A 13,581-nucleotide genomic window follows, 5' to 3' on the forward strand; every position below is an offset into this window, starting at 1 on the left:
GTTTATTTCGCGCTTTTTGCCTGCTGCCAGAGCGCTTCCATCTCGTCCAGCGTCGCCTCTTCGAGGTTGTTTCCCGACGCTTGCAGCGCCTGCTCGACATGGTGGAAGCGCGACCGGAATTTTTCGTTGGTGCCGCTGAGTGCCGCTTCGGAATCGATTTTGAGGTGCCGGCCGAGATTGACGATCGCAAACAGCATGTCGCCGAACTCGTCCTTGATCGGTGCGCTGTCGCCTTTGGCCAGCGCTTCGCGTAATTCGCCGATCTCCTCCTCGATCTTTTCGAGGATCGGTGCCGCCTCGCTCCAGTCGAAGCCGACGCGGGCGGCCTTTTCCTGCAGTTTGAGGGCCCGGGTCAGCGCGGGCAGGGCGACCGGCACGCTGTCGAGAAAGCCCTTGCCATGGTCCTCGGGGTCGAGCCCTCGGACGAGGCGGGCGCTGCGCTTCTCCGCTTTTTCCTCCGCTTTGATCTTTTCCCACATGCCCTTCGCCATGCCGGCGCTGCGCGCCTTTTCGTCGCCGAAAACATGCGGGTGGCGGCGGATCATTTTTGTGGTGATGGCCTCGACCACATCGCCGAATGAGAATTCGCCGGCCTCCTCGGCCATTTGCGCGTGGTAGACCACTTGCAACAGGAGATCGCCGAGTTCATCGCGCAGATCGTCCAGGTCGCCCCGCGCGATGGCGTCCGCCACTTCGTAGGCTTCCTCTACCGTGTATGGCGCGATTGTCGAAAAGTCCTGCTCGATATCCCACGGGCAGCCGGTTTCCGGCGCCCGCAGCGCTGCCATGATCTCGATCAGCCGGGAAATGTCTTTCGAGGGTTTCATCTGGGAAACGCTATCCTGTACACGGCTGTGCGGCCAACAGCTTCAGCCGGTGAGGGCGCCTTGTCCACAGATCGGCGGCCAGACCATGATCGTGGAAGCCGGTTTTCGGAAAAGATCATGGTCAAGCAAAAAGTATCAGTCGAGCACGGAGACAATCGCCTTGGCGAGCGCGTCCATGCCGTCCTCGGGCAGGCCGGCAACGTTGATGCGGCTGTCGCCGACCATGTAGATGCCATGCTCGGCGCGCAGCCGCTCGACTTGCGCTTCCGACAGGCCAAGCCGGGAAAACATGCCGCGATGGCTGGCGACGAAATCGAAACGGTCGGAGTTGGACTGCCGCCGCAGCGCTTCGGCGAACTGGACGCGCAGCCGCAGCATGCGCAGGCGCATCTCTTCAAGCTCTGCTTCCCAGTCGGCCCGCAACGTAGCGTCCTCGAGCACCATGCGCACCGCAGCCGCGCCATGGTCCGGCGGCATCGAATACATGGCGCGCGCCGCCGACAGCATCTGGCCCATCGCCATATCCGCCTGCGCACCGTCTTTCGCCATGATCAGCGCTGCACCAACGCGGTCGCGATAGACGGCAAAGTTCTTCGAGCAGCTCGAGGCAACGACCATTTCCGGAACTTTCGCCGCCAGCAGGCGCAAGCCGGCGGCATCCGCATCAAGCCCGTCGCCAAAGCCTTGATAGGCGATGTCGACAAAGGGCAGCAGACCACGCTCAACGACGAGATCGGCAACGGCAGCCCATTGCGAGATGTCTAGATTGGCGCCCGTCGGGTTATGGCAACAGCCATGCAACAGCACGACGTCGCCGGGATTCGCGGTTCTCAACGCATCCAGCATGTCGTCGAAGCGAACCGCACCAGAAGCAACGTCGAAATAGGGGTACTCGCGTATCTGCAGGCCAGCGGCGCGCATCACCGGCATGTGGTTCGGCCATGTCGGATCCGATAGCCAGACCGTCGCGTCGGCGCGGGTCCTTTTCAGCAGCTCTGCCACCAGCCGCAGCGCGCCGGAGCCGCCGGGCGCCTGTGCCGCACGAATGCGCGTCATGTCGGCTTTTGGGCCGAACACCAACCTAGCCATTGCCGCGTTGAAGGCGGTATCGCCGGCAAGGCCGAGATAGGTCTTGGTGTCCTGGCCTCGCAGCAGCCGCTTTTCGGCTTCGCGCACCGCGCGCATCACCGGCGTCTTGCCGTCGCGATCCTTATAGACGCCGACCCCAAGATCGACCTTGTCGGGACGCGGGTCGGCGCGATAGAGCCCGATCAAGGCAAGGATCTTGTCGGCGGGCGCGGGCTGGAGATTTTCGAACATCGATAAGGTTCCGTTGGCGGCGGAGTGATACGCAAACCGGCCGTGCTTTGCCAGCGGTTTCATATGCGCCAACTCGGCGCCGGTTTGCCTCGAGGGCGGCCGATACTATCTGCCGGGCGAGGGCAGGCCCGAGATCTCCCAGGACGAGAGCGCGGCGAGCCGAAAAAATTCGGGGAGAGCGGGATTAAAACCCCGACCTGCTCCGTAAACAGGACATGAAACGGCCGATGCCACGCTTCGATATTCTGGGACAGCTCGGTTCGCTGCGCCGCTACGCACGCTCGCTGACGCGCGACAGCGCCGATGCAGAGGATCTGGTGCATGATGCGCTGGTGCGTGCCTATGAGCGACGCGGCAGCTTCCGCTCAGGCGGAAATCTTCGCGTATGGCTGCTGTCAATCGTCCACAATGCGTTCATCGACGGCTTGCGATCCCGCAAATCCGAAGCGGTGCGCATCGAACAGGCCGGCCATCTCACCGAGGCCAGCGTCCAGGCTCCGCAGGAACATTCCGTCCGGCTGGCACAGGTGCGCGACGCTTTTTTCACATTGCCGGAAGAGCAACGTTGCGCGCTGCATCTCGTCGCCATCGAGGGGCTTAGCTACAGCGAGGCGGCCGAGGTTAGCGGCGTGCCGCTTGGCACGCTGATGTCGCGCATCGGCAGGGCGCGTGCGGCACTCCGCGAGATGGAGGACGCGGCACCGGCACGCACGAAAAGCCATCTGAAGATCGTCGGAGGTGGATCATGAACCAACTGCGCGATCCCGTCACCGACACCGATCTCGACGCCTATGTCGACGATCAGCTGGACGTTGCTCGTCGCATCGAGGTCGAGGCGTTCCTTTCGGCTCGCCCGGAAGCGGCCGCGCGGGTGATGACTGATCTGAGGACGCGTGACGAGCTGCGCGTGGCGCTTGCCGGATCGAAAGGCATGGCGCGGCCGGCGACGGCTGATGCGGCACGGCGGCTGGAGCGGGGGTTAGCGCGCGGCCGTGTCCTTGGTGCTTTGCAGCGCGCGGCGGCTGTCGCTGTTTTCGTCGCCGCCGGCTGGCTTGCGAACGGGCTCATCGGACCGATATCGGTGACGGAAGTCGTCGCTTCGACCCATCCGCCCGCCTATGTGGAGGACGCAGTCCGGGCGCATCGGACGACGCTCGTGCGCGAGGCGATGTCGTCACAACTCGAGGCGCCCGGCTACAATGCCGACGAAATCCGCGCCGCCACGGCGATCGTCATGCCATCGCTGCCAACGGACTGGACGGTCCGTGACGTGCAGATCTACCCATCGCAGTTCGGCCCGAGCGTCGAGATGGCTGTCGAGACAAAAGAGATGGGGCTGCTCTCGCTGTTCGCCATCCGGCCCGGAACATTCGACGTCGTCAAGCCGACTGTCGTTCCGTCGGGCGAGGTTTCCTCGGCCTATTTCCAGATCGGCGAGGTCGCCTACGCAGTCGTCGCACGTAGCGATGTCCGCGGCCTCGATCGCACGGCCGAAGCGCTCGCCAAAACACTCTACTGATCGACTACCTCTAAGAAGGAGAACCAAATGAACAATCTGGGATACATTGGGACCAGAGCCCGAGCCGGAGCCGTCTACGACGAAGGCCTGCGCCGGCACATGCTGCGCGTCTATAACTACATGGGCCTTGGCCTCGTCGTTACGGGCGTGATCGCCCTCGTGGTGGCCTCCACGCCCGCCCTTTACGTGCCGATCTTCTCCACCCCGCTGAAATGGGTGGTGATGCTGGCGCCGCTGGCCTTTGTGCTGCTGTTCTCGTTCCGTATGCAGACGATGTCGGCGGCCGGGGCCCAGGCAATGTTCTGGGCGTTCTGCGCGGTCATGGGTCTGTCGCTGGCTTCCGTGTTCCTGGTCTTTACCGGCACCAGCATCGCCCGCACCTTCTTCATCGCCGCCACCATGTTCGGCGCCACCAGCCTTTATGGCTATACAACCAGTCGCGACCTGACGCAGTTCTCGTCCTTCCTGATCATGGGCCTGATCGGCGTGGTGATCGCCAGCATCGTCAATATCTTCCTGGGTTCGACAGCGCTGCAGTTTGCGATCTCGGTGATCGGCATCGCCGTCTTCGTCGGGCTCACGGCCTGGGACACGCAGACGATCAAGGAGCAGTACGCCGAAAACTTCGGCGCCGAAACACAGCAAAAGCTCGCCGTTTTTGGTGCATTCTCGCTCTATCTGAACTTCGTCAACATCTTCCAGCTGTTGCTGAACTTCACCGGCGAGCGCGAATAGCCGCGTCGGACCGAGACCGGAATAGTACATCATGGACAGAAACGACCAGCAGGCGATCGGACAGCTCTTCGAGAAGCTCGCAAATGTCGAGCGCCAGGCGCCGCCGCGCGATGCCGAAGCGGAACGCTTGATCCAGGACCAGATCACCCAGCAGCCTGGGGCGCCATACTACATGGCACAGACGATCGTGGTGCACGAGCGGGCCCTGAACGCAGCGCAGGCGCGCATCGAAGAGCTGGAGGAGCAGGCGCGGCAGCCTGCCGGCGGTGGACCGCTCAGTGGCTTCTTCGGCCGCAGCGGCGGCAGGCGCTCAGGCTCGGTTCCGCGGGTAGGGCGCACCGCCTCTGCTGCCGCGGAGGAGCCACAAGACCAGTCACAGCGGGCCGGCGGCGGGTTCCTTGCCGGCGCCGCGCAGACCGCGATGGGGGTGGCAGGCGGCGTGCTGCTCGGCAATGCGATCGCCGGCATGTTTGGCGGCAGCGAAGCGCAGGCAGCCGAACGGCCGGCACCGCAGCCGGACGAAGCCGACCAGGCAGACGATGCCAGCTCCGATAATGGCGGTGACTTCGGGGATATGGAATTCTGACGAGCGACCCAGCCTGTGCCGGCGCTCGTGACGATTGCCGGTCACCGGGTAGGCGGGGGCAGCATCCGGCAAGCGAGCCCTCGCCGGCGGCTAATAGCCCAAGCGCTTCAATTCAGCCTTGACCGCCCTGATCGTCTTGAAACGGAAACGCTTCGTCGTGCCGTCGCGCCATCCGCAGTCGCAGGTGGCGTCGAACTTTTGACTCACTTTCAATTGCGTCAGCGCCTTCTGGCCCGGTTTGGGGGCGTCGAAGATGCGAACTTCGTAGAGCGTCCCCGAAACGTCGTAGTGCGAAACAGGCCAGGCAAGTATGACAGTCAGTTCCTTTGCCGGATCGTGATCGGCGTTGACGAGGCCGAGCGCTGTAATCTCTGGCGTGCCGCCTTCGTGTTCGCCAAGCGTGACCTGGATTGTACGGTACCGTCGGGTTGCTGCTGTAGTGCGACGAGTGGGCGTTCCGGATATTCCTCAGTGGTCTGGTAATCGACGAACAGTGTCTGGAGGCCGTTCCAGGTCACGGCTGTGGTGTGCGGATCAGCGTTGTCCGCGAACCCAACCACGCGTTTCGCGAAAGCCAGGTCATTCTCGCCTGGCGCACGATCAAAGTCCTGCGCTCGCGCGTCAGTGAATGCGCATGTGAGGGTGAGGGCAAGACTTGCAAGCAGTGTGTTCATGATTCGCAACCCTAGCACGTCGTTGCCCCACAAATGCTGTCTCGCTGCCAAGGGACGCTACAGGCTTCAGTGGACGCTACAGGCTTCAGTCGCATAAGATAGATTATGGAACTGACATGGCCGATAGGACGTGGCGAAGATAGCATAAGCGAGCCGCTGGGCGGTTTGGAGCGAACTCTGTAACCCAGCTATGAAAACCTTGGTCCTTTACGCTGATTTGTAAGGGATTTCGATCGTCATGCCATCATAGGCAGGCTCGACGTTGGCCGGCGTCTCGGCCATTACCGTGGCGTAGTCGAGCGGCACATGCATATGCGTCAGCACCGCGTTCTTCGGCGCCAGTCTTTCGATCCAGCCGAGCGCCTGGCCAAGCGACAGATGGCTCGGATGGAAGGTGTATTGCAGCGCATCGATAACCAGCATGTCCAGCCCGCGCATACGCTCGGCTGTCGCTCCCGGAAAGTCGCTGATGTCAGGGCAATAAGCGAGATTGCCGATACGAAAACCCAGCGAGATGATGTCGCCGTGGATTTGCGGCAGCGGTTCGAGGGTGAGGGCGCCGCCCTCGCCTTCGATCACCACCGGCCTGTTGTGGTCGATGATATGGGCGTTGACGATCGGCGGATACGAACTGCCTTTCGGTGTTTCGAAACAGTAGCGGAACGCTTCCCTCAGCCGCAGCATGGTAACCTGATCGGCATGGATGTCGATCAGGTGGCGCTGCTCGAGCACGAAGCCGCGCAAATCGTCGATGCCGTGGATGTGGTCGGCATGCGGATGCGTATAGACGACCGCATCGATGCGCCTGACCGATGCCAGCAGCATCTGCTCGCGAAAATCCGGGCCGGTGTCGATGACGACCGTGGTCCTGGCGCCATTCGCCGCGATCCGCTCGACGAGCGCTGCGGTGCGCATGCGCCGGTTCTTTGGGTTGGTCGGATCACAATTGCCCCAGTCGCCGGTGATGCGTGGCGTGCCCGGCGATGAGCCGCAGCCGAGGACGGTAAGACGCAACCGATCGCTCATGCGTCAGGCGCCCGGCGCGCTCGGGCGCGGCATTTTCCTGAACAACCGGAAGAAATTGTCGGTGGTGATAGCAGCGATCTCGGCCTCGCTGACGCCGATCGTGTCGGCCAGCACCTTGGCTGTATGCGCGACATAGGCAGGCTCGTTGCGCTTGCCGCGAAACGGGGTCGGCGCAAGGTATGGCGCGTCGGTTTCGACCAGCAGACGGTCGCGCGGCACATCGGCGGCGACGGCGCGCAGCTCGGCGGAGTTCTTGAAAGTCAGGATGCCGGAAAACGAAACGTAGCCGCCGAGCGCCACGCCGATCTCGGCCAGCCGGCGCCCCGATGAAAAACAGTGCAAGATGAAGGGGAAGGCGCCCTTCCCTGTTTCTTCTTCGAGGATATCAGCCATGTTGTCGTCGGCGTCGCGTGAATGGATGACCAGCGGCAGACCGGTCTCACGAGCCGCGGCGATGTGGGTGCGAAAGCCCTGCGCCTGTGCATCGCGCAGCGCATGATCGTAGAAATAATCGAGCCCGGCCTCGCCGATCGCCACCACCTTGTGATGATCGGACAGCCGCATCAGATCCTCGACAGTCACCTCAAGCTCTTCGGCCGCATTGTGCGGATGGGTACCGACCGAGCAATAGACCTCATCGAAAGTCTCCGCAATCTCAAGCACTTGTTGAAACCGCTTCACCCGCGTCGAGATCGTCACCATGCGGCCGACACCGGCCGCAAGGGCGCGGGCGACGATGGCCGCCCGCTCCTCGGCGAAATCCGGAAAGTCGAGATGGCAGTGACTGTCGACCAGCATCAGGCGCTTGTATCCGTTTGCTCGACATAGCGTGGAAATACCGGTTCCGGCGCCGGCAGTGCCGTGCCGGATACAAGCGCGTGAGCCTCGGCGACATTCGCGAAATCGCGGCTGTCCGCCGGCACCGCCAAAAGGTCGAGCAGCTTTGCCGCCGACTCCGGAATGAAGGGCTGGCAGAGCAGCCCGACACGCCGGATCACTTCAGCCGTCGTCCACAGCACCGTTTCCATGCGTGCCGGATCGGTCTTCTTCAGCGCCCATGGCTCCTGGCCGGCGAAATAGCGGTTGGCTTCCGCCACCACGCCAAAGATCGCCGCCAGCGCCAGATGGATGCCCTGGTCGGCCATCGTCCTGCGCGCCGTGACAAGGGCGGCATTGGCCTGATCGAGGATCGCCTTGTCGGCATTGCTCAATTCGCCGCGCTTAGGCACCACGCCGCCGCAGTTCTTGGCGATCATCGACAGCGAGCGCTGCGCCAGATTGCCGAGATCGTTGGCAAGATCGGCATTGGTGCGGTTGACGATGGCATCGTGACTGTAGCTGCCGTCCTGGCCAAACGGCACTTCGCGCATGAAGAAATAGCGCACCTGGTCAAGGCCGTAGTGCTCGATCATCGCGAACGGATCGACGACGTTGCCGACCGACTTCGACATTTTCTCGCCACGGTTGAACAGAAAACCATGCGCGAACACGCGCTTCGGCAATTCGATGCCAGCCGACATCAGGAATGCCGGCCAGTAGACCGCGTGGAAGCGGATGATGTCCTTGCCGATGACGTGGGCGTTTGCCGGCCAGAAAGACCATCTCTCATTGGCCGGATCCGGATAGCCGGCGGCGGTGATGTAGTTGGTTAGTGCATCGACCCAGACATACATCACATGCTTCTCATCGCCGGGCACCGGCACGCCCCATTTGAATGTGGTGCGCGAGATCGACAGATCCTTCAGGCCGGATTTGACAAAGCTGATGATTTCGTTGCGCCGCTCCGCCGGTCCAACGAATTCGGGGCTGTTCTCGTAGAGCGCGAGCAGTCTGTCCTGATAGGCGGAAAGGCGGAAGAAATAGCTCTCTTCCTCGGTCCATTCGACGGGCGAGCCGAGTGGTTCGCGGCGCACGCCGTCGTCACCGACCTTGGTTTCGGCCTCGTCGAAATAGGCTTCCTGCCGCACCGAATACCAGCCGCTGTAGCGGTCGAGGTAGATGTCGCCATTCTCAGCCATGCGCGTCCAGATCGCCTGGCAGGCCTTGTAATGACGCTCCTCGGTGGTGCGGATGAAAACGTCGTTCGAGCAACCGGTCGCTTCGAGCATCGAGCGGAAGATCGCCGAGTTGCGATCGGCAAGCGCTTTCGGCGCTAAGCCTTCGGCGTCCGCCGTCTGCTGCATCTTCAAACCGTGCTCGTCGGTTCCCGAGACGAAGAAGACGTCCTTGCCGTCGAGCCGCTGGAAGCGGGCCAGCGTGTCGCTGGCGATGACATTGTAGGCATGGCCGATATGCGGCTTGCCGTTCGGATAGAAAATCGGCGTCGTGACGTAGTATTTTTCGCGTGCCATGGATGAGCCGTCATGAATGTCTGAATGAAAGATGTCGCGGTGAGATATCGCATCGAAACGGCAATTGCCATCCGACGCCAATGTGGTGGCTTCGAAGTTCCTGCGATTGATTGGGATCAAAACTCAGGGGCTTCAAAGCCACGCCAGCGGCCGTCACATTCGCATTGCAGAATTCAGGCGGTCGATCATGGTCAGGGCGTGCTGCTTCTTGTCGAGATTGTAGGTCTCGGTTTCAGATATAGCGTTCAAAGCCTCGTGCCAAGTATCCGACAGCGTTTTGGCCCGCGCCAAATCGCCGGCCAGCGCGGCCTGGCTGGCGCCGGCCGACAGAAGATCAAGTGCGCGGCGATTGAATATCTCGAACGGGATCGCCTGGTCGCGGCCGGCGACCGCCTCGGCAAGACGGTAGGCGCCGGCGACATCTGTCTTTTTGGCCATCACCAGGGCGTCGAGGGTGGCGGCGATTTCCAGCCCGCCATATTGCGTCAGCAGGATCGCATTGCGGGCGCTGCCCCCTGCCCGTTCCGCCAGCGCCGCGCGCGCCGCAGGATCCTCCGGTGGCGGTGGCTCGATGCCCTCCAGAACCGTCATCAAGCTCTCGGCATCGAGCGGCGCCAACCGCACCATCTGGCAGCGCGACCGGATCGTCGGCAGCAGGCTGCCCGGCGCATGGACGATGAGGATGAACAAGGTGCGCGCCGGTGGTTCTTCAAGATTCTTCAGCAAGGCATTGGCAGCATTGGTGTTCATGTCGTCGGCGGGATCGACGATAACCACCCGGTAGCTGCCGTCATGCGAGGTCAGCGACAGAAAGCGGCTGACCTTGCGGATCTCGTCGACGGTGACCACGGTCTTGAAGCTCTTGGTCTTGTCGTTTGCGGGGCGCGTAAGATGCAGCACCGAAGGATGCGCGCCGGTGGCGATCTGACGAAACAGCGACGATGCCGGATCGGGAACGGCAAGGCTTTCCGGCGCCTGCCCGAAGGCCGGGTGCTTCAACAGGTGATGCGCCAGGTGAAAGGCCAGCGTCGCCTTGCCGATGCCGACCGGCCCGGCAAAGATCAGCGCGTGCGGCAGCTTTCCCGAGCGATAGGCGGCGGCAAGCATATCGGCGGCCTGAAGATGTCCGACGAGACGCGGCGTCTCGGATGGCTCCGGCACCCCGTCCAGCGTATCGTGCTGTTCGGGTGCGATGCGTTCGAAAATCATGCCGGCGCCGCCTGTCTGCTTTGCGCCGGCATCATCTTCTCGAGAGCCGCGAAGACGGTGGCGGTAACGACATCCTCCACCGTGTCCGGGTCTGCTGATGCATCGACGACGACGCAGCGTTCGGGTTCAGCCGCGGCGATGGTCAGAAACGCCTCGCGGCGGCGCTGGTGGATGGCCAATGTTTCCTTCTCGAAGCGGTCCGGGCCGTCACTGCTGCCCCGTCGGGCGGTAGCGCGCCTCAGTCCCTCGGCGGGGTCGATGTCGAAGATCAGCGTCATGTCCGGCACCATGCCGTTGATGGCGACCTTCTCCAACGCGTCCATGAATGCCGGGTCGAGGCCTCCGGTGACGCCCTGGTAGACGCGAGAGGAATCCATGAAGCGGTCGCAAAGCACGACCGAGCCGCGCTCGACTGCCGGCCGGATGACCTGTTCGACATGGTCGGAACGCGCGGCGGCGAAAAGCAGCGCTTCCATCTTGGGGCCGAACGGCTCGGCTGCGCCTGAAAGCAGGACATGCCTGACCGCCTCCGCGCCCGGCGAGCCACCCGGCTCACGCGTCACCAGTACATCGTATTTCTTGGCGCGCATCTTCTTTGCCAGCCGCCCGATCTGCGTCGACTTGCCTGCTCCTTCGCCGCCTTCAAAAGTGATGAAAAATCCGCGCGCCAAAGCCTTTGTCCATACTTCGGGGACCGTATAGTCCCGGCGGGAAAAAAGGTCCACCGCGACGGTGCTAACGCAGCCAGCCGACGGCCAGTTCCTTGGCGGCATCGAGCGCGCGTTGCGGCAACGAACCGACACCGATCGACTCGGCGGCAAAAAGCGGCGTCTCCTGGCTCAGCGTATCGCCGATCCAGACGCGCAGCGTACCCACCGGCTGCCCCTCCTCCACCGGCGCTGCCACCGGTCCGTCATAGACAATCCTGGCGGTGAGCTTGTCGCGGTTGGCGATCGGTAGGAAGATCTCCACGGGTCCATTAGCCTTTAACGCGACGCCGGATTTGGAGCCGCCAAAGACCTGGGCTTCGCCAACCACTTCGTCCTTGGCGAATATCTCCGTCTTCTCGAACGAGCGAACGCCCCAGTCGAGCAGCTTTCGCGCTTCCTCGGCGCGCTCGCGGTCGTTTGCCAGTCCGCTCATTGCCGCAATCATCCTTGTTCCATTGTGGCTGACCGAGCCGACTATGCCGAATCCGGATTGCTCGCTGGCGCCGACTGCAAGGCCGTCGGCGCCTATATCCATGGCCAGCAACGGGTTGCGGTTCCTCTGGGAAATCTTGTTCCAGCTAAAATCCTTCTGGCCATAATAGCGGTAGAGATCCGGGTAGTTGCGCCAGATATGCAGGGCCAGAAGCGCAAGCTCGCGAACGCTCGTTTGCTGCCCGTCGGCCGGCAGACCGGTGGAATTGACGAAGGTCGATTTCTGCAAGCCGATCTGGCGGGCGCGCTCGGTCATCTGCGCCGCGAAATTCGCTTCGGACCCGGCCATTCCTTCAGCGATGACGATACAGCCGTCATTGGCCGCCTGCACGGTCACGCCCTGGATCAGGTCCTCCAGCCGGATCGTCGACTTGAGTTTCGCGAACATGGTCGATGTCCCCGAAGGAGCGCCGCCCTTGCGCCAGGCGTTCTCGCTGACCACGAAAGTGTCGTCGAGCGTCATGCGCCCTGATTTGATGGCGTCGAAGACCACTTCCATCGTCATCAGCTTGGCCAGCGAGGCCGGCGGGATCAACCTGTCCGCATCCTTGGAAAACAGCACGGTGCCGGTTTCGGCGTCGATCATGAAGGCCTGCGCGGCCTTGGTCTCGAAAAGCTGTGCTGAGACCGGCACAAGCGAGAGCAGCAGCAGGCCGAGCGTCATGAGCCCGGTGGAAGGACGGAAAAATTTCATCGGGTTCGACCAGTCAGCCGGCGCTCTTTTGCAAGTTGGCCGAAGCTAGCAGGCTTTTCCACGGCGGATCAATCGCGCACGAGAAAGCCAGGCGACCCGCCATCAGTTGCGTACGGCAAGCGCATCCGGCGCACCATGCGACCACGCGGCCTGCAGCATCTCGTCCAGGCTGCCATGGCCGTCGGCATAGAGGTTGACCGAGTACCAGCCTTTGCCGTCGAGTTCGGAGCGCTGGATCTCGGTCTTGCCGAAGCTGGAAAGTTTGGCCGCCACCCGCTCGGCTTCGGCGGCATCCTCGAACGAACCCGCCGCGACATAGTCCGTGGGCGACCCGGCTGGAGGAGCTTGCCGTTTCCAGGATTGAAGAATCTCGGCGGGCGACATGCCGACGCCATCCAGCGCGGCGAAGGCGTTGGAGGCGCGCTGCACGCGCTCATTGGCATAGGACAGCGACGCCACAGTGAATGGCGATTGCGCCGGCAGGTTGATTTCCGGACGCTCCGGCACGATCGGTCCAAATTCGGGCAGCGTCACATCGCCGGAGGCCGGTGCCTGCGTCGCAACGACAGCTTCCGATGCCTGCCCGGAATTCGTCAGCTGACCGGGGAACGGCACCACCGCGGCGCTTACCGGCAGGCTCGGCGACGGCCCATTCATGGCGACCATGACACCGCTGGGCAGACCGTCCGATGGATCCGGTGCCCTGTTGCCGGGATGGTACGAGGCCATCAGATATTGACCGTCATTGCCTTCGAGCGGCGCACGGCCGACATATTCGACCTTCACCTCGGCCGTACCGATATTGGCATAATCGAGCATTTCAGCAGCGCGCTTAGACACATCGATGATGCGTCCATCATGATAGGGTCCGCGATCATTGACGCGCACGATCACCGAGCTGCCGGTCTTCATGTTGGTGACACGCGCATAGCTCGGCAGCGGCATGGTCGGATGCGCCGCCGTCAGATCTGCCATGTCGTAGACTTCGCCGTTGGCGGTCAACCGGCCGTGGAAGGCCTCACCATACCAGGATGCGAGGCCAACCTTGGCGTAACGCTTGTCTTCCTTTGGATAGTACCACTTGCCGCGCACCTGATAGGGTCTGCCGAGCTGATCGCGTCCGCGAGACGTCTTGAACATCACGCGCGGGCTGGCTTTCACACCGTATTCGGCTTCGGAAAAATATTCCTTGGAGCGTGGTTTCTTGTTGACCATCGCCTTTTGCTGCGGCCCGGCACATGCCGCAAGAAAGGCTGCCGACAAGGCAAACAGCGCGAAAGCGGAAGCGCGACGAAGACGCGGGCGCGCCGTAGTCTGCATTTTCGATTGTCCCCTACAGTCTCGACGAAGGCACCGCAGCTTTAACGTTGGCGGTGCCAAAGCACCCACTCCAGAAACGCCGGCGACTCCCAACCCCAATCCTTTTGTGCGCAGGAAT

General features: G+C 62.6%; 14 protein-coding genes. 4 read left to right on the forward strand and 10 right to left on the reverse strand.

The window, feature by feature from the left end; translation table 11 throughout:
* Window positions 1-2: 2 nt before the first annotated feature.
* Complete coding sequence (gene mazG, locus NKH91_RS03460) at window positions 3-827, reverse strand: nucleoside triphosphate pyrophosphohydrolase (RefSeq protein ID WP_023717581.1); 825 nt, start codon at window positions 825-827, stop codon at window positions 3-5.
* 135 nt (window positions 828-962) lie between these two features.
* Window positions 963-2,147, reverse strand: a complete 1,185-nt coding sequence (locus tag NKH91_RS03465) for an amino acid aminotransferase (protein WP_352847956.1) — start codon at window positions 2,145-2,147, stop codon at window positions 963-965.
* 215 nt (window positions 2,148-2,362) lie between these two features.
* On the opposite strand from NKH91_RS03465, the gene NKH91_RS03470 reads away from it, so the two are divergent.
* Genes NKH91_RS03470 through NKH91_RS03485 form a run of 4 tightly spaced genes read left to right on the forward strand, consistent with a single transcriptional unit; the run spans window position 2,363 to window position 4,987 of the window.
* Window positions 2,363-2,896, forward strand: a complete 534-nt coding sequence (locus tag NKH91_RS03470) for a sigma-70 family RNA polymerase sigma factor (RefSeq protein ID WP_023717583.1) — start codon at window positions 2,363-2,365, stop codon at window positions 2,894-2,896.
* Complete coding sequence (locus tag NKH91_RS03475) at window positions 2,893-3,666, forward strand: anti-sigma factor family protein (protein WP_023717584.1); 774 nt, start codon at window positions 2,893-2,895, stop codon at window positions 3,664-3,666. Before NKH91_RS03470 ends, NKH91_RS03475 begins: the two co-directional genes overlap by 4 nt.
* 27 nt (window positions 3,667-3,693) lie before the next feature.
* Window positions 3,694-4,401, forward strand: coding sequence for a Bax inhibitor-1/YccA family protein (locus NKH91_RS03480; RefSeq protein WP_023717585.1), 708 nt, complete (start codon window positions 3,694-3,696; stop codon window positions 4,399-4,401).
* Between the two features lie 31 nt (window positions 4,402-4,432).
* On the forward strand, window positions 4,433-4,987 hold the full coding sequence (locus NKH91_RS03485) for a DUF2076 domain-containing protein (RefSeq protein WP_352847953.1): 555 nt from the start codon (window positions 4,433-4,435) through the stop codon (window positions 4,985-4,987).
* A gap of 317 nt (window positions 4,988-5,304) precedes the next feature.
* Here the strand turns inward: NKH91_RS03485 and NKH91_RS03490 are convergent, their stop codons facing one another.
* From NKH91_RS03490 to NKH91_RS03525, 8 genes are all read right to left on the reverse strand, one after another.
* Window positions 5,305-5,661: a hypothetical protein gene (locus NKH91_RS03490; protein WP_352847950.1), complete on the reverse strand. Its 357-nt coding sequence runs from the start codon at window positions 5,659-5,661 to the stop codon at window positions 5,305-5,307.
* Window positions 5,662-5,868: 207 nt separating this feature from the next.
* Entirely contained in the window at window positions 5,869-6,687 is an 819-nt protein-coding gene (locus tag NKH91_RS03495; RefSeq protein ID WP_352482553.1) for an MBL fold metallo-hydrolase, read from the reverse strand.
* Between the two features lie 3 nt (window positions 6,688-6,690).
* Window positions 6,691-7,485 carry a TatD family hydrolase gene (locus NKH91_RS03500; protein WP_352847947.1) on the reverse strand — a complete coding sequence of 265 codons (795 nt, stop codon included), beginning with the start codon at window positions 7,483-7,485 and terminating at the stop codon, window positions 6,691-6,693.
* The gene (metG, locus tag NKH91_RS03505; protein WP_352482677.1) at window positions 7,485-9,071 is read right to left on the reverse strand and encodes a methionine--tRNA ligase; all 1,587 of its coding nucleotides are present in this window, start codon (window positions 9,069-9,071) and stop codon (window positions 7,485-7,487) included. Before metG ends, NKH91_RS03500 begins: the two co-directional genes overlap by 1 nt.
* Before the next feature lie 120 nt (window positions 9,072-9,191).
* On the reverse strand, window positions 9,192-10,247 hold the full coding sequence (locus NKH91_RS03510) for a DNA polymerase III subunit delta' (protein WP_352494665.1): 1,056 nt from the start codon (window positions 10,245-10,247) through the stop codon (window positions 9,192-9,194).
* Window positions 10,244-10,918 carry a dTMP kinase gene (gene tmk / locus NKH91_RS03515; RefSeq protein ID WP_352482558.1) on the reverse strand — a complete coding sequence of 225 codons (675 nt, stop codon included), beginning with the start codon at window positions 10,916-10,918 and terminating at the stop codon, window positions 10,244-10,246. Before tmk ends, NKH91_RS03510 begins: the two co-directional genes overlap by 4 nt.
* Before the next feature lie 64 nt (window positions 10,919-10,982).
* Window positions 10,983-12,113, reverse strand: a complete 1,131-nt coding sequence (locus tag NKH91_RS03520) for a D-alanyl-D-alanine carboxypeptidase family protein (protein WP_036244342.1) — start codon at window positions 12,111-12,113, stop codon at window positions 10,983-10,985.
* 132 nt (window positions 12,114-12,245) lie between these two features.
* The gene (locus NKH91_RS03525; protein ID WP_023717591.1) at window positions 12,246-13,463 is read right to left on the reverse strand and encodes a septal ring lytic transglycosylase RlpA family protein; all 1,218 of its coding nucleotides are present in this window, start codon (window positions 13,461-13,463) and stop codon (window positions 12,246-12,248) included.
* Window positions 13,464-13,581: the final 118 nt, after the last annotated feature.

Origin of the sequence: Mesorhizobium sp. M0894 (genome assembly GCF_040319725.1) — a bacterium.
GTDB lineage: Bacteria > Pseudomonadota > Alphaproteobacteria > Rhizobiales > Rhizobiaceae > Mesorhizobium.

Coding starts and splice junctions, on each gene's coding strand:
- NKH91_RS03525 (WP_023717591.1), bottom strand. CDS start 13,463: ATGCAGACTACGGCGCGCCCGCGTCTTCGTCGCGCTTCCGCTTTCGCG.
- NKH91_RS03470 (WP_023717583.1), top strand. CDS start 2,363: ATGAAACGGCCGATGCCACGCTTCGATATTCTGGGACAGCTCGGTTCG.
- mazG (WP_023717581.1), bottom strand. CDS start 827: ATGAAACCCTCGAAAGACATTTCCCGGCTGATCGAGATCATGGCAGCG.
- NKH91_RS03510 (WP_352494665.1), bottom strand. CDS start 10,247: ATGATTTTCGAACGCATCGCACCCGAACAGCACGATACGCTGGACGGG.
- NKH91_RS03480 (WP_023717585.1), top strand. CDS start 3,694: ATGAACAATCTGGGATACATTGGGACCAGAGCCCGAGCCGGAGCCGTC.
- NKH91_RS03485 (WP_352847953.1), top strand. CDS start 4,433: ATGGACAGAAACGACCAGCAGGCGATCGGACAGCTCTTCGAGAAGCTC.
- NKH91_RS03465 (WP_352847956.1), bottom strand. CDS start 2,147: ATGTTCGAAAATCTCCAGCCCGCGCCCGCCGACAAGATCCTTGCCTTG.
- NKH91_RS03520 (WP_036244342.1), bottom strand. CDS start 12,113: ATGACGCTCGGCCTGCTGCTGCTCTCGCTTGTGCCGGTCTCAGCACAG.
- NKH91_RS03495 (WP_352482553.1), bottom strand. CDS start 6,687: ATGAGCGATCGGTTGCGTCTTACCGTCCTCGGCTGCGGCTCATCGCCG.
- NKH91_RS03500 (WP_352847947.1), bottom strand. CDS start 7,485: ATGCTGGTCGACAGTCACTGCCATCTCGACTTTCCGGATTTCGCCGAG.
- NKH91_RS03475 (WP_023717584.1), top strand. CDS start 2,893: ATGAACCAACTGCGCGATCCCGTCACCGACACCGATCTCGACGCCTAT.
- NKH91_RS03490 (WP_352847950.1), bottom strand. CDS start 5,661: ATGAACACACTGCTTGCAAGTCTTGCCCTCACCCTCACATGCGCATTC.